Origin of the sequence: Acinetobacter amyesii, assembly GCF_023499985.1 — a bacterium.
Lineage (GTDB): Bacteria > Pseudomonadota > Gammaproteobacteria > Pseudomonadales > Moraxellaceae > Acinetobacter > Acinetobacter amyesii.
Genome location: NZ_JAMCOU010000028.1, coordinates 113,982 through 129,176 on the forward strand (window position 1 = coordinate 113,982; position 15,195 = coordinate 129,176).

The window sequence follows — 15,195 nt, forward strand, 5'->3', positions numbered from 1 at the left end:
ACATGAGCTCAGCTATTGTTGGGAAAAGCTCAGACAACTTGTCTGAGCTGGTTTTCCAAAAAATAAAAAACGATATCTTTGATTTTCAGCTCAAACCTGGTGCACGTTTTACCGAATCTGAAATTGCAGAATTGTATGAAGTCAGCCGTACACCCGTACGGCAGGCTTTATACCGTTTACAGCAAGATGGCTATGTAAGGGTAAATTTTCGTAGCGGTTGGGAGGTGAAGCCACTCAATTTTAAAGCCTATGAAGAACTCTATGATTTACGGATTTTGCTGGAATGCTATGCCATTGAGCAGCTCTGCAAAATGGAACCAGAACAACTCAAACAGGCTTTACAGGACTTAGTAAATGTGTGGTGTATTCCGCCTGAGCAGTTTCTGCATGATTTAAAAACTTTATCGATGCAAGATGAAGCATTTCACTGCCAATTGCTTGAAGCAATCGGTAATAGTGAAATGGCAAAGGTGCATCGGGATGTGAGTGAAAAAATTCGTATTATTCGTCGCTTAGATTTTTCTAAAGATTATCGAATTGAAGCCACTTATGCAGAGCATCAACAGATTTTACAATTGATCCTTGGACATAATGTTACAGCGGCATTGGAGAAAATGCGCAGCCATATTCAGCAAAGTAAAGAAGAGGTGAAAAAAATTACTTTGGAAATGTTGGCGCGAATGGCATAGAACTATTTGCAAAAGATCTAGCTCACGATAATTCACGGTAGATATGTATTTTACGAGTCAATCTGTGTCGTTAGGGGCGTACTTAGAGCTATAAATAGATGTATTCATTGGTTAATATGATGGAGAAAAATAAAAAAGACCACGAAGGGGAGATTCTTTATTTCAACTTTAGAAAACGCGATTTCATTGGCGACTGAACGCCATTTCGGACAAGTCGATAAAGCGGGTCAAGCTTATATTCAGCATCCACTTCGTGTGATGCAAAATGTGCAACATCCCGATGCTAAAATCGTCGCTGTATTACATGACATTTTAGAAGATACTGCGACAACGACGGATGAGCTTCGTGCTATGGGTTTTCAAGCCCATATTATCGACGCGATACTAGCACTGACTAAAACAGCCGGTGAGAACCGATTTCAAGCTGCGCAGCGTACTGCTAAAAATGCAATTGCGTGTGAAGTAAAACTCAGTGATTTACACGACAATATGGATTTGTCTCGCTTAACTTTGGTCACAGCAAAAGATAGACGTCGTTATCAACAATATTTAAAAGTTAAAAGTAGATTAGAGCGTGCTCGGAGCGTCCATTTACATTTGATCGATTTAAATCTAACAACAGATTATCCGAGATTTCAATTTCAAAGTTCAAAGCAAAATTTTCAATATCTGCTTAATGCGATGTTTGATCTAGAGCATTCATTAGGTGGCGTTCAGATTGGAAGTCCACATGAGTGGTGGATTTTATTTGAAGATGTCAGTGCATATTTTGCATATTGCCAAAGAAAGGGTGCCGTTCCCAAGCAGGCAACATTCTTAGATTTAATTTTAACCACAGATCGGGACTATTTCGGGGGCATCTTTCAAGCTGAACAAGATCGGCAATTATTTGCTTCTATGTTTGGCGTCTTTATGCAAAATCATTTTATCGCGTGGAAACTTAAGACAGAAACTGTAGACTGTATCGGCAATACAACAATATAAAGTCACCATTGATTGATGAATTTTATCTAGATAATTAGATGCTGAGTGTCATTTAAGAATATCTCGAAATGCTTGATTTCGAGACTTTTAAAGTGATTCCATCTATTTAGACGTAAATGAATTTTGAAATTTTATCGGCACATTCTATGACGGTATTGGCAACTTCTCCACGGAATTGAGCTTCTGTATAGGTGCTCAAAGGGCAACTGACCGACAAAATAGCGCTCATTTTCCCACTTGCCTGACTATATATAGGCGCAGCACAAGCGGCCATATCTGTATTGAAATGTCCCCAGCTCACCATAAATGGCTGATTGCGTACTTCACGTAGTCGTTCTAATAAAGCCTCAATATTACGCGGTGTACGTTCCGAAAATATTTTCCAATCTTGAATATTTTCATAACGCTTGATGACTTCAGCTTCCGAAAGTTGCGACAAAATCAATTGACCAATCACCGTTGCATGTGCAGGCCAGCGTGTGCCGATATGCACGGTACTGGTAAATGGACCATTGGACTGAACATTGCTGACGAAAACAATATCTGTGCCTTCTAAGACCGATAAATGCACCGCAATTTTAATTCGGTCACGCAGTTCGCGCATGATCGGCGCAGCCAAATCGGTCAGTGATGATTTAGATAAGCTGTTAAAGCCCAGTTCCATCACATTGCTGTTGAGCGCATAGGTTTTTTGCGACATTTTTCGCAGGTAGCCGCAGTGCTCTAAGGTGTGAATTAAACGAAAAGCGCTGGAACGGTTTACATCTATTTTTTCCGCGATTTCAGAAATGGTCATTTCCTGATGATGTTGATCGAATAATTTTAAAATGGCCAAGCCACGAATTAAGCCTGGGACTAAATAGCGCTCGTCATTGGAAGATTCAGTTTCTTTCTCTAAAGAGGCATCGTTATTAATTGAATTCATTTGCCAAGCTCATCTTTGATCAAGTTTATATAAAAATAAATAACCTATTGGGGCTATTTTAGCGGCCTAAAAATGAGATCGCAATGTTTATATATAAAACATTTATTTGTAAATAAAACATTGCAAAATGTGTTTTTTAACTATCTTGATGAAATATATAAATTTATAAAAATTGACAATTAAATTGCTCACGCATTATTCTATTCATAATGTTTCAAATATTAAATATTGTTTTGCATATAAAACATGGAAGATGAGCATATGAACTGGATATCTGTTTGCAAAGTGAATGAAGTCGCTGATGAAGAGCCAAAAGCGGTTGAAGTCGAAGACAAAAAGATCGGTGTCTTTCTTATCGAAGAAAATTATTTCGCGGTTGAAAACGTCTGCCCGCATGCATTTGCGTTACTGACAGAAGGCTTCATTGAAGGACTGACAGTTGAATGCCCGCTGCATGAAGCGATTTTCAACTTGGAAACAGGGGCTTTGGAAAGTGGCCCTGGTTGCAGAGATTTATGTACTTACCCAGTACGCGTTGAAAACGGTGAAGTTCAAATTCAACTCTAAGGCTGAAGGAAGAAAAGGAAATATTCACATGAAAGCATTTAACGAAAAGCTAGCTAAATGGATTAACGCAACGCCTTCGAATGACGCAGGCATTAACAATATTCAAATTCCGGGTCAGGTTGAACATTTGGTTTGGCAAAACCGCAGCCGCGCGCCGAGCCAATATGAATTGGATTTTGTGCAGCATTTAATTCAAGCCTTCAATAACGATGTGACAGAACTGGATGCATTAACCGATGCACTGAATCAGCAAGGGTTTAGAACAGTAGCAGGAGAGGTTTGGACCACTGAGAGCTTCTCGAAAGAAATGCAGCGTCTAGGCTATTAAGAAAAGGATTTCATCATGACTGCAGAAATTAATTTAGAACAATATTTGGATCTTGGTCTGCGTGATCAATGGTATCCAGTCTTGGCAAGCTGGGAAGTAGGTTCAAATCCTGTTGGGATTACCCGTTTAGGCGAAAATATTGTGGTATGGCGCGATGAGCTAGGCGCTGTACATGCACTAGAAGACCGCTGTCCGCACCGAGGCGCACGTTTATCGCTTGGCTGGAATTTGGGTAACCGCGTTGCTTGTTGGTATCACGGTGTAGAAGTACGTCATGACGGCGTGGTGGAAGATGTGCCAGCAGTAAATGATTGCCCGCTCAAAGGCAGCGACTGTGTAAAATCATATCAAGTCAAAGAAATGAATGATGCGATCTTCATTTGGTTTGGTCTTGATGCTAGTGAAGCGCCTGCAGAACTTAACTTACCCGATCAGCTGTCAAGTGATGAGTGGAGCTCATTCCTATGTATGGCAGATTGGAAAGTGAATCATCAATATGCCATTGATAACGTGATGGACCCGATGCACGGCACATACCTGCATTGTACATCGCACTCGATGGCGGAAGGTGAACGTACAGCTGAAATGAAGCACCGCGCAACCCAAGATGGTTTCGTCTTTGAAAAAGAAGGTCAAACTGGTGTGAACTTTGACTGGGTTGAATATGGTCAAACGGGGGCGGCATGGTTACGTTTATCGATTCCTTACCGTAAGTCTTTTGGTCCGGGTGGTGAGTTTTGGATTGTCGGTTTTGCTACCCCGATTGATGCCGACAACACTCGCGTATTCTTCTGGCGCTGCCGTAAAGTGTCAGGTTGGCAACGTAATGTTTGGCGTTTCTTGTACCGTAACCATCTTGAGCAATTGCACTGGGATGTACTGGAACAAGACCGCATTATCTTAGAAAACATGGCGCCCAATGCGCGTCAACACGAATTCCTTTATCAGCATGATGTGGGCTTATCGCGCTTACGCCGCCTCATGAAAAAAGAGGCGGAAAAGCAAATCAAAAAAATCTTAGCGCTGCGTGAAGTGAAAGATGAAAATCGCATTGAAATGAAGGAAGCGTCAAATGGCTAATGTGCAGATTTTAGCCGGCAAGCGCATCTTGGTCACCGGAGCTGCGCGCGGCCTAGGACTTGATTTCGCCCAAGCGGCTGCTGAAGCAGGCGCTGCGGTGGTGATGGCTGATATCTTGGCAGATCAAGTGCATGATGAAGCGCAAAGCTTGGCGAAAAATGGCTTAAAAGTCTCATCTGTCATGATTGATTTGAGCGATAAAAATTCGATTCAAAATGCCGTACAAATTGCCGTAGGTGTTTTAGGTGGATTGGATGGCTTGATCAACTGTGCTGCTTTGGCGACCGGGGTGGGCGGTGTAGATATGATGAGCTATGACGAAGCGCTTTGGGACCGTGTGATGACTGTCAATGTTAAAGGCACTTGGTTGGTTTCTCAAGCTTGCGTACCACATTTAAAAGCGTCAGGGCAGGGCAAAATTATCAATATTGCTTCCGATACAGCGCTGTGGGGCGCACCAAAGCTGATGGCTTATGTTGCAAGTAAAGGCGCCATTATTTCGATGACCCGTTCAATGGCAAGTGAGTTAGGCGCAGATAATATCTGTGTGAATACCATCAGCCCAGGTTTAACACTGGTCGAAGCCACAGAATATGTCCCGCAATCACGCCATGATTTGTATGTGAATGGAAGAGCAATACAGCGTCAACAACTTCCGCAGGATGTGAACGGCACAGCGATTTATCTGCTTTCAGATTTATCATCTTTTGTGACCGGACAGAATATTCCTGTGAATGGCGGTTTCGTATTTAATTAAGGAGCAAGACATGATTACAGGAATTGAAGTCCTTAAATTTGGTGTCGAAAACCGCCAAGAGGCAAAGACATTTTTAGCTGATTTTGGCTTAAAGTCGGTGGCAACAGATATTGATGGTACAGATTTATATCAAACGCAAAATGGCAGCAAACTGTATCTTTTTGATACCTCTGATGCACGTTTACCGCCAGCCATTGAAGCCGGTTCAACACTACGTGAAGTAACATGGGGTGTTGAAAATGATCAAGATTTTGACAGTTTAAAAGCAAAATTAGCCAATGAGCCGGGTTTTGCAAGTTCAGCATCGCATGTGCAGTGCCGCGATCCTAACGGCATGACCATTGTGTTTGAAAAAAGCATAACGCATGCATTGCCAGAAGCAAAAACAGAAGGCATTAACCAATTTGGCAATATACAGCGTGTGAATGCAGCTAGTCCTGTGTATGAAAAAGCAGAACCGGTAGCCATTGGTCATGTGGTGTTTTTCACACCAGATTTGGAAACGACACAAGCATTTTATATTGAGAAAGTTGGCTTCCATTTATCCGATGCTTACCGTAAGCGCGGTGCATTCTTACGCTGCCGCGGCGAAGGTTTCCATCATGATTTGTTCTTATTGTCCGTGCCGAATAAACCAGCGGGCTTGAACCATGTCGCATTTGTGGTCCGTGATATTCATGAAGTCATTGGCGGCGGTTTAAGTATGAATCGTCAAGACTGGTCAACCTTTATTGGTCCGGGTCGTCACCCAATATCATCGGCTTACTTTTGGTATGTGAACTCACCATTGGGCGGTGCTTTTGAGTACTACACCAATGATGATTATCTAACTGAAGCATGGCAGCCGCGTGTAGAAGAGCACAGCTTGGAATTATTTACCGAATGGGCAATTGAAGGTGGTTTGGACCATGAAACCCGCCGTCAAGTAAAGCCTGCCTAAGGTAAATGGTGATAAGGAGATCAGCATGAACAGAATAGTGATTGTCGGTGCAGGCCAAGCTGCAGGATGGGCAGTACATACTTTACGTGGTCAAGGCTTTGACGGTGAAATTCACGTAGTTTCAAATGAAGAGCAGGTGTTCTATGAACGTCCACCATTGTCAAAGCAAGTGCTGTCACAAGAAGCAGAAGTAGAAAGCTTGAATCTGTTTTCTCAGGAGCAGGTGAATGATTTTTCAGTGACTTGGCACAAGCCAGATCATGCGGTCAAACTAGATAAAGCGGATAAAACCGTGCATTTGGAAAGCGGCAAAGTTTTGCCTTATGACAAATTGCTGATTGCGACAGGAAGCCGAGCGCGTATTCCTGTTTCAGCTTGGTCGAGCATGCAGAATGTATACACCATGCGTGATATTCAAGACTGCCAAAAGCTGACAGAAAAATTTAAAGCTGCAGAACATATTGCCGTGATTGGCGGTGGCTGGATTGGTCTAGAAATTGCTGCGACTGCGCGTAAGCAGGGCAAGCAGGTCGAAATTTTTGAATACGGTTCACGCCTTTGCGCACGCAGTGTCAGCCCAGAAGTCTCTGATTTTCTCAAGCACTTGCATGAAAGCAATGGTACAGCGATTCATTTAAATGCGACCAAATTGCATTTGATTGAAACTGCAGATCATCATGTTGAAGTATTTGATGCAGACATTAAATTAAAACAGTTTGATTGTGTGGTGGTCGGCGCAGGTGCAGAAATTGCAAAAGAATTGGCTACTTTAGCTGAACTCGAAGTTAAAGATGGCATTGTGGTAAATGAATATGGACAAACCTCAGATGTAGATATCTATGCTGCAGGTGATGTGGCTATTCATCCATCACTCGGTTACTGCATTCAGTCTTGGGCGAATGCGCAAAATCAGGCTATTTCTGCAGCAAAATCAATGTTGGGTGAGATGACAGCCTATCAGGATATACCTTGGTTATGGTCAGATCAGTATCAATGCAACATTCAGATTTTAGGGACTTATCAGCCTGAAAAAACTCATCAGGTGGTGATTCGTAAAACTACAGAAACGCAAATCAGTTTTTTCTATTTAGATGCAAATCAACAGCTGCTGAATATGATCGCAGTGAATGATTCAAAATTAATCAAACTGGCAAAACGATGGATGGCCAGCCAGCGCGAATTGGATCCAGCTCAATTGCAATATCCACACTTTAATTTAATGAAATTGAAATAAGCGTTTAAAAAATATTAGCCCATGTATGAAAGGATTTACCCATGGATAATGATGCAAAAACAGGATTAAAGCATTGGACCCCAGCGATCATTTTAATGATCTGCGTGGTACTGGCTTTCTTTGACAAAATTAGTATTGCTGTCTTGTTTTCAGATGCAACCTTCCAAGATGCGATGGGCATTGCACAGGACAAGGCAAAACTAGGCTGGCTGATGACAAGCTTTTTGCTAGCTTACGGTTTTTCGTCAATGTTCCTAAGCTTTTTAGGCGATATTTTTTGTCCTAAAAAAATGCTGTTTTGGAGTGTGACGTCTTGGGGCCTATTGATGTTTTTGATGGGTTTCACCACAGATTATTCTACGATGATGACGCTGCGCGTTCTGCTCGGTTTAGCTGAAGGCCCATTGTTTGCTTTGGCTTATACCATTGTGAAACAAACCTATACCGACCGTCAGCAAGCGCGTGCTTCAACCATGTTCCTCCTCGGAACTCCCATTGGCGCATTCCTAGGCTTTCCGATTACTGCATTTGTTTTGGCGCACTATGACTGGCACACCACGTTCTTTGTTATGGGGGCATTGACCTTCATTGTATTGATACTGATTGTGTATGGCCTACGTAACCTACAGTTGAAACGCACAGTGGATTTGGAAGGTGTTGGTAAACGCGTAAATTTCCGTACCCATGTGGCGCATACCAAGACTTTGCTAAGCAACGGTTCATTCTGGTTACTGTGCATCTTTAACATTGCATTGATGACTTACCTCTGGGGTTTAAACAGCTGGGTGCCTTCGTACTTAATTCAAGACAAAGGCTTTAACTTAAAAGAATTCGGTGCCTACTCAAGTCTTCCATTCATTGCGATGTTAGTGGGTGAAGTCGCTGGTGCATTCCTTTCGGACAAAATGGGCAAACGTGCGATTCAAGTGAGTGGTGGCTTACTGATTGCAGGGATATTCATGTATGCCATGGTGATTGCAACTGATCCTGTGATGGTGATTCTAGCGATGTCTCTAAGTGCTATGGCATGGGGCTTCGGTGTAGCAGCAGTATTTGCATTGTTAGCACGTATTACTACAGCAGACGTAGGCGCAACAGCAGGCGGTATTTTCAATGGTCTTGGTAACTTTGCCAGTGCAGCGGCACCGGTATTAATTGGTGCGATCGTAATGCAAACCGGTAGTTTCAATATTGGCATTACCTTCTTGGCAGCAGTCGCCGTGATCGGTTCCTTCTTCCTCGCGCCAATGCTGAAACGTTATTAAGGCTTGAGCCAAAGTTAAAGCCAAGAAATTAGCCCTTACTTTTATTTAACCGATATACATGACCGTCATGACGCTTAAAGCAACTGGTGCTGACGGTAAGAACAATTTAGATCAGATCCAGCTCCACTTTTATGAAATCGCAGTGAGCTGAAATAAGGAGAGAATCATGTCCGTACAGCAATTTGAATCTTGGAAACAGCCTGAAGGTCAAACATTAGAAGACTGGATTGGCGGACGCATCGCTCGCTTTGAAACCCGTCAATACGATTATGATGCACTCAAATTCCAAGCAGATTACGACCCAAAATACCGCCGTGCGCAAATGCGTTATATGGGGACAGGTGCAACAGGTGTAGCAAATGATGGAAATACGGTGCCTGCAGAAAACTTTACCTTTTCAACTATGGTCTTGCCACCGCAGTGCGAAGGTCCGTTGCATATTCATCACGATGTAGAAGAAGTGTTCTTTATGCTGCGTGGTGAAATTGATCTTTTTATCGAACATGAAGGCGAGAAGTTTTCAACCCGCTTAAAAGAACGTGACTTGATTTCAATTCCACCGGGGATTTACCGCGGCTTATTTAACCCAGGAAGTGAAGATGCCCTAATGTGCGTAATGCTAGGTACTGGCAAGCCGACGATTCCGAACTATCCGCCTGAACACCCTCTGTCTCAAATCAAGCGTTAATTTTAGGAAGAAAAGAGATGACTTTAGTTGAGCAATTGGCACAGTTTGAATTAAAAACCGTTCAGTTTGACGGTGTACAGCAATCTTACCGTGAGGCAGGCGCAGGCAAAGTTCTGGTCTTGCTGCATGGCATCAGTTCGGGTTCAGGTTCATGGGTCAAGCAGTTGCAAGATTTGAGTCATCATTTTCATGTGATTGCATGGGATGCACCGGGTTATGGCCAGTCAGATCCTTTAGCTGCAGAACAGCCGAATGCAGAAGATTATGCACAGCGTTTAAAAGGCATGTTGACTGCATTAGGCCTGAACTTAGGATCAGCTCCGGATCAAAACAAAATGATTTTGGTCGGTCATTCTTTAGGTGCAATGCAGGCAGCAGCCTTTAATGCACGCTATCCAGACATGGTAGATGCAGTGGTCCTTGCCAATGCAGCGCAGGGTTATAAAGGTAGTGATGCACAAAAGCAGCAGGATGTCTTTGAAAAGCGTCCAAAAATGCTGCAGACCTTAGGCGCATCAGGCATGGCGCAATCACGTGGGCCGCATTTGGTTGCTAATGCTTCAGCAGAGGCATTAGCGCTGATTGAAACAGTGATGCAAAACATTCAATTAGAAGGCTTTACTGATGCATCGTATCTTTTGGCCTATGACGCGATTCAAAGTTATTTAAACCCAGAACAGTACAATATTCATGTGATTAAAGGCATGGCGGATGGCATAACGCCTCCACAGGATATTCAAGCATTGGCGGATCAGTTTCAGTTGAATCCATGCTACGAAATTGCCGCTGCAGGCCACTTGAGTTATTTGGATCAAGCAGCGCAATTTAACCAAATTTTATTGTCGCTACATGACGCACGGATGTGAGATAGGAAAATGAGCTTCCAATTAGAAGGCAAAAAAGCAGTAGTCACCGGTGGCTCGTCTGGTATTGGCTTGGCAACGGTTGAGCTTTTGGTAGCCGAAGGCGCACAAGTTGCTTGGTGTGGTCGTGACGAACAGCGTTTGAATGAGTCAAAAGCACAGGTTTTATCACGGTACCCAAATGCCAAAGTCTTTACCTCAACTTGCAACGTTTTAGATAAAGTTGATGTGAAAAAATTTGCAGATCAAGTTCAAAAAGAATTTGGTGGCGTGGATATTTTAATTAATAACGCAGGCCAAGGTCGTGTTTCAAACTTCGAAAATACTGCGGATGAAGATTGGCTGAAAGAAGTTGAATTAAAATATTTCAGTGTGCTGCATCCTATCCGCGCATTTTTGCCGGCATTGCAGCAGTCAGAGTGTGCATCGATTACCAATGTCAATTCATTACTAGCGTTGCAGCCTGAACCGCACATGATAGCGACCTCATCTGCACGTGCAGCACTGTTGAATTTAACCCATTCATTGGCGCATGAATTTTCTCAATACGGTATTCGTGTCAACTCAATCCTATTGGGCATGGTGGAATCTGCACAGTGGAAACGCCGTTTTGCAGCCCGTTCTGATCAAAATCAAACGTGGGAAGAATGGATTGGCAATATCGCTAAAAAACGAGGTATTCCAATGGAGAGATTAGGCAAACCTGAAGAGCCCGCGCGCGCTTTGGTTTTCTTGGCATCGCCAATGGCGTCATATACCACAGGTTCCGCAATCGATGTTTCTGGCGGCTTTAACAAGCATTTATAAGGTGGGCATATGAAACAGCTGATGATGATTGGTTTTGGCGCAATGGCCAATGAGGTTCGCAGCCATTTGCCCAAAGACCTTGAATTGAAATGGGTGGTGGTACCAGAGCGCAGTATTGCCAGTGTACAGGACGCGCTTGCCGCAGATGTGCAGGTCATTTCCGATATCGACGATTGTGATGGCACGCCCGACTATGTGATTGAAGTGGCAGGCCAAGCTGCGGTGAAAGAACATGCCACGAAAGTTTTAGCAAAAGGCTGGAACATTGGCCTGATCTCTGTGGGCACTTTGGCTGACAGCGCTTTCTTTGAAGAGTTGCAAAATACCGCTGAACATTCGGGTGCACACATTCATTTACTGGCAGGTGCGATTGCAGGAATTGACGGCATTTCAGCGGCCAAAGAAGGTGGATTGGAAAAGGTCACTTATAAAGGCTGCAAAAGTCCAAACAGTTGGCGTGGCAGTTATGCAGAAAAGCTCATTGATTTAGATCAAGTGACTGAAGCCACCGTTTTTTATACCGGTACTGCGCGTGAAGCGGCATTGCATTTTCCAGCCAATGCCAACGTGGCTGCCACCATTGCATTGGCGGGTATCGGCATGGATGAAACCATGGTTGAGCTAACGGTCGATCCGCATATTAGCCAAAACAAACACACCATTATTGCCCAAGGGCGGTTTGGTCAAATGAGTATTGAAATGATTGGTGTGCCTTTGGAGAGCAATCCCAAAACATCAACATTGGCAGCATTGAGTGTGATCCGTGCATGCCGCAACAGCGTAGATGCGATTCAGATTTAAAAGGAATTTGGTGAGTGCCATGGTTAAAGAAATTTATATTGCAGGTGAATGGCGTTTAGGCCGCGGCAACGTGATTCAAAGTGTTTTCCCAGCAGATAATTCAGTCAATGCGGAAATTTCTACAGCAACGTTGGAAGATGTTGAAGAAGCGATTACAAAGGCCGATCAAGCGTGGCGTAAGCCAGCGTGGCGCAATTCTTTGCCGCATGAGCGCGCAAAAATTTTGTACCGTGTCGCTGATATCATTGAAGCCCGCGCAGATGAATTATCTAAATTGCAAACCCGTGACAACGGGAAGCCTTTAGCCGAAACACGTGCTTTGGTGATGAGTGCAGCAGCAACGGCACGCTTTAATGCCGCAGCCTGCGAAACGTTTAATGAAGAATTGACTACGCAGCGTGCATCTGACTTTTTGACCATGAGCGTGCATGAACCTGTGGGTGTGGTGGCAGCGATTACCCCTTGGAATTCTCCAATTGCCAGTGAAGTACAAAAATTGGCGCCAGCCATTGCTGCAGGCAACGCAGTGATTTTAAAACCAGCCGAAGCGACATCATTAATTGCTTTGGAACTGGCTAAAATCTTTGAAGAAGCAGGATTGCCAAAAGGGATTTTGAGTGTGCTGGTTGGACGCGGTTCAGTGATTGGTGATGCTATTGCCCAACATCCATTAGTTCGAAAAATTTCCTTTACCGGCGGTACATCGACGGGCCGTCACTTGGCACATATTGCCGCAGAAAAGTTGATTACCACGTCTTTAGAGTTAGGTGGAAAATCGCCAACGATTGTATTGCCAGATGCAGATATTGAAATCGCAGCCAAAGGCATTGCTTACGGTATTTTCAGTTCGGCAGGACAGGCGTGTATTGCGGGTTCACGTCTATTTATTCACGCTTCCATTTATGACGAATTTTTAAAGCGTTTGGTGGAAATCACTGAAGGTTTACGTGTGGGCCATCCTGAACAGCCAAATGTACATATGGGTTCACTCATTAACCAAAAGCATTTGGAATCTGTGCATCGGTATGTGGAATTAGCCATAGCTGAAGGCGGTACGGTTGTTACGGGTGGTGAAGCGATCACTGAAGGTGAATTTGCCAAAGGCAGTTTCTACAAACCGACGATCATCACGGGTTTGAGCAACAGCGCGCAAACCTGCCAAGAAGAAATTTTTGGCCCTGTGTTGGTCGTTATGCCATACGACAATGAAAAAGATTTATTCGAGCAAGCCAACGATAGCTGTTTTGGTTTAGCGGCAGGGATTTGGACAGAAAGCTACCGTAAAGCATGGAAAATTGCCCGTTTGCTGGAAGTCGGTACGGTGTGGATTAACACCTATAAAAAATTCTCCATCAGCGCACCTTTTGGTGGTTTTAAAGACAGTGGAATTGGCCGTGAAAAAGGCCGTCTCGGTATCCTGTCTTATATGCAGCAAAAAAGTATTTATCTAGGTTTAAACGAGCAAGCCAATCCATGGTCGGACTAGCAGACTCAAAAAATTAGTAATCAAAAATTCAAGAATTTAAGGAAAGAACAATGACTGAACGTGTAAATGTAGGCGAAGCAATCGCTCGAGTTTTAGAACAGCATAATGTAGACAGCATGTATGGCGTGATTTCTATTCACAACTTGCCTATTGCAGATGCCGTAGGCCGCCGTGAAAAAATGCGCTTTGTCGCAGCGCGTGGTGAAGCAGGTTCTGTCACTATGGCAGACGCACATGCACGCTTTAAAGGTTTAGGTGTAGCTTTGACCAGTACTGGTGCTGGTGCAGGTAATGCTGTGGGTTCACTGATTGAAGCAATGAATGCAGGCAGTCCAGTGTTGCATTTAACAGGGCAAGTGGAACGTGAATATTTAGATCGCGATGCAAGCTTTATTCATGAAACTAAAGATCAACTGACTTTCTTAAAAGCATCAAGCAAAGCGGCTTTTCGTATTACTAGTCCAGACAATGCAGTTGGTGTTATTCGTGAAGCGATTCGCGTTGCGACGACTGTGCCTATGGGGCCAGTCAGTGTAGAAATTCCAATTGATGTGCAAGCGGCTGAAATTGATTTGCCAGCCAATCTTGGCCCAGTAAAAGCCATGCAACTGCCGCAAGCGGAAAATGCTGAAATTAACATGATTGCAGATGCATTGAAAAAGGCGAAACGTCCATTACTGTGGATTGGTGGCGGTACGTTAAATGCAGTTGCAGAAGTGAAAGCGCTGGCTGACTTAGGTATTCCAGTTGTTTCATCTACGCATGCACGCGGTGTATTGGCAGATGATCATCCACGTAGCTTACGTGCATTCCATAACTCTGCAGCCGTTGAAAAACTGATGAAAGAAGCGGACTTATTGATTGTTGCAGGCTCACGTTTACGCAGTAATGAAACCAAGACTTACTCAGTTGAATTCCCTGAAAACATCATCCAAATTGATGCAAATCCAGTTGCACAGCAACGTAACTACAAGATTTCACAATTTGTATGTGCAGATACCAAAGATACTTTTGCACGTGTCATTAGCGCATTGAATGGCCTAAGCAAAATTGATGCTGCATATGATGCAGATGTTAAGGCTGCGCGTGAACATGCGGTAGATGCACTACGTACGCAAATGGATCAATACGCATTAATTTGTGATCACTTACGTGCAGCATTACCAGAAGACGGTATTTTTGTTCGTGACATCACCATGTCAGGCAGTACTTGGGGCAGCCGTTTGTTCCCAGTACAAACACCGAACAAAAACATCCACTCATTGGCTGGTGCAATCGGCTTGGGTCTTGCACATGCCATTGGTTCATCGATTGCTAACCCAGACAAAAAAGTTGTGGGCTTAGTGGGTGATGGTGGCTTGATGCTGGGTATTGGTGAAATTGCGACGATGGCGCAAGAAAACACCGATATGGTGCTGATGATTATGAATGATGGTGGTTATGGCGTCATGCGTGGCATTCAAAATAACTACTTTGGCGGTCGTCAATACTATAACGAACTGCATACGCCAGACTACAAATTGCTTGGTGATTCAATGGGTGTGAAGAGCTGGAAAGTAGCGAGCGCGGAAGAGTTTAAAACTGCAATCAAAGAAGCCATTGATTTGAATGGTCCAGCGGTTATTGAGCTTGATATGAACGCAATTGGTCCATTGAAATTTGCGGGTCCACCACAGAAGAAATTGTACTAATCCATCCGAATTGGATCAGTAAAGTCTAAAACCCTTTTGATCAAACAAAAGTGAATGAAATTGAACGGTGTAATTTCCCCGAAGGGGAAT

At 43.7% G+C, this 15,195-nt stretch carries 15 protein-coding genes and 1 pseudogene; 15 read left to right on the forward strand and 1 reads right to left on the reverse strand.

Features of this window, described 5'->3' with window-relative positions:
• Window positions 1-2 precede the first annotated feature (2 nt).
• Both M5F03_RS07645 and M5F03_RS07650 read left to right on the forward strand, forming a co-directional pair.
• The gene (locus M5F03_RS07645; RefSeq protein ID WP_249707827.1) at window positions 3-689 is read left to right on the forward strand and encodes a GntR family transcriptional regulator; all 687 of its coding nucleotides are present in this window, start codon (window positions 3-5) and stop codon (window positions 687-689) included.
• A 159-nt stretch (window positions 690-848) separates the two neighbouring features.
• Window positions 849-1,259: pseudogene (locus M5F03_RS07650) on the forward strand (guanosine-3',5'-bis(diphosphate) 3'-pyrophosphohydrolase); the annotation flags it as partial.
• A 520-nt stretch (window positions 1,260-1,779) separates the two neighbouring features.
• On the opposite strand, the gene M5F03_RS07655 reads toward M5F03_RS07650, so the two are convergent.
• Complete coding sequence (locus tag M5F03_RS07655) at window positions 1,780-2,598, reverse strand: IclR family transcriptional regulator (RefSeq protein WP_180076840.1); 819 nt, start codon at window positions 2,596-2,598, stop codon at window positions 1,780-1,782.
• A gap of 261 nt (window positions 2,599-2,859) precedes the next feature.
• On the opposite strand from M5F03_RS07655, the gene M5F03_RS07660 reads away from it, so the two are divergent.
• The 13 genes from M5F03_RS07660 (at window position 2,860) to M5F03_RS07720 (ending at window position 15,105) form a co-directional block, all read left to right on the forward strand.
• Window positions 2,860-3,165, forward strand: coding sequence for a non-heme iron oxygenase ferredoxin subunit (locus M5F03_RS07660; protein WP_078190446.1), 306 nt, complete (start codon window positions 2,860-2,862; stop codon window positions 3,163-3,165).
• A gap of 28 nt (window positions 3,166-3,193) precedes the next feature.
• The gene (locus M5F03_RS07665) at window positions 3,194-3,493 is read left to right on the forward strand and encodes a recombinase-like helix-turn-helix domain-containing protein (RefSeq protein ID WP_180076841.1); all 300 of its coding nucleotides are present in this window, start codon (window positions 3,194-3,196) and stop codon (window positions 3,491-3,493) included.
• 15 nt (window positions 3,494-3,508) lie between these two features.
• Window positions 3,509-4,573, forward strand: coding sequence for a Rieske 2Fe-2S domain-containing protein (locus M5F03_RS07670; protein WP_180083981.1), 1,065 nt, complete (start codon window positions 3,509-3,511; stop codon window positions 4,571-4,573).
• The gene (locus M5F03_RS07675) at window positions 4,566-5,330 is read left to right on the forward strand and encodes an SDR family oxidoreductase (RefSeq protein ID WP_180076843.1); all 765 of its coding nucleotides are present in this window, start codon (window positions 4,566-4,568) and stop codon (window positions 5,328-5,330) included. The genes M5F03_RS07670 and M5F03_RS07675 overlap by 8 nt, the downstream gene beginning before the upstream one ends.
• Window positions 5,331-5,340: 10 nt before the next feature.
• Entirely contained in the window at window positions 5,341-6,270 is a 930-nt protein-coding gene (locus M5F03_RS07680; RefSeq protein ID WP_249707829.1) for a VOC family protein, read from the forward strand.
• Window positions 6,271-6,295: 25 nt separating this feature from the next.
• Entirely contained in the window at window positions 6,296-7,504 is a 1,209-nt protein-coding gene (locus M5F03_RS07685; protein WP_249707831.1) for an NAD(P)/FAD-dependent oxidoreductase, read from the forward strand.
• 41 nt (window positions 7,505-7,545) lie between these two features.
• On the forward strand, window positions 7,546-8,769 hold the full coding sequence (locus M5F03_RS07690; protein ID WP_249707832.1) for an MFS transporter: 1,224 nt from the start codon (window positions 7,546-7,548) through the stop codon (window positions 8,767-8,769).
• 166 nt (window positions 8,770-8,935) lie between these two features.
• Window positions 8,936-9,457, forward strand: a complete 522-nt coding sequence (locus tag M5F03_RS07695) for a cupin domain-containing protein (RefSeq protein ID WP_180095023.1) — start codon at window positions 8,936-8,938, stop codon at window positions 9,455-9,457.
• Between the two features lie 17 nt (window positions 9,458-9,474).
• The gene (locus tag M5F03_RS07700) at window positions 9,475-10,323 is read left to right on the forward strand and encodes an alpha/beta fold hydrolase (protein WP_180083991.1); all 849 of its coding nucleotides are present in this window, start codon (window positions 9,475-9,477) and stop codon (window positions 10,321-10,323) included.
• Between the two features lie 9 nt (window positions 10,324-10,332).
• Window positions 10,333-11,127 (forward strand): SDR family oxidoreductase, encoded by a 795-nt coding sequence (locus M5F03_RS07705; RefSeq protein WP_180076849.1) that lies wholly within the window; start codon window positions 10,333-10,335, stop codon window positions 11,125-11,127.
• A 9-nt stretch (window positions 11,128-11,136) separates the two neighbouring features.
• Window positions 11,137-11,928, forward strand: coding sequence for an aspartate dehydrogenase (locus tag M5F03_RS07710; protein WP_249707834.1), 792 nt, complete (start codon window positions 11,137-11,139; stop codon window positions 11,926-11,928).
• A gap of 19 nt (window positions 11,929-11,947) precedes the next feature.
• Entirely contained in the window at window positions 11,948-13,414 is a 1,467-nt protein-coding gene (locus M5F03_RS07715) for an aldehyde dehydrogenase (protein ID WP_249707836.1), read from the forward strand.
• Between the two features lie 50 nt (window positions 13,415-13,464).
• A complete protein-coding gene (locus M5F03_RS07720) occupies window positions 13,465-15,105 on the forward strand; it encodes a thiamine pyrophosphate-binding protein (RefSeq protein ID WP_180083995.1) in 1,641 nt (546 codons plus the stop codon).
• Window positions 15,106-15,195 lie beyond the last annotated feature (90 nt).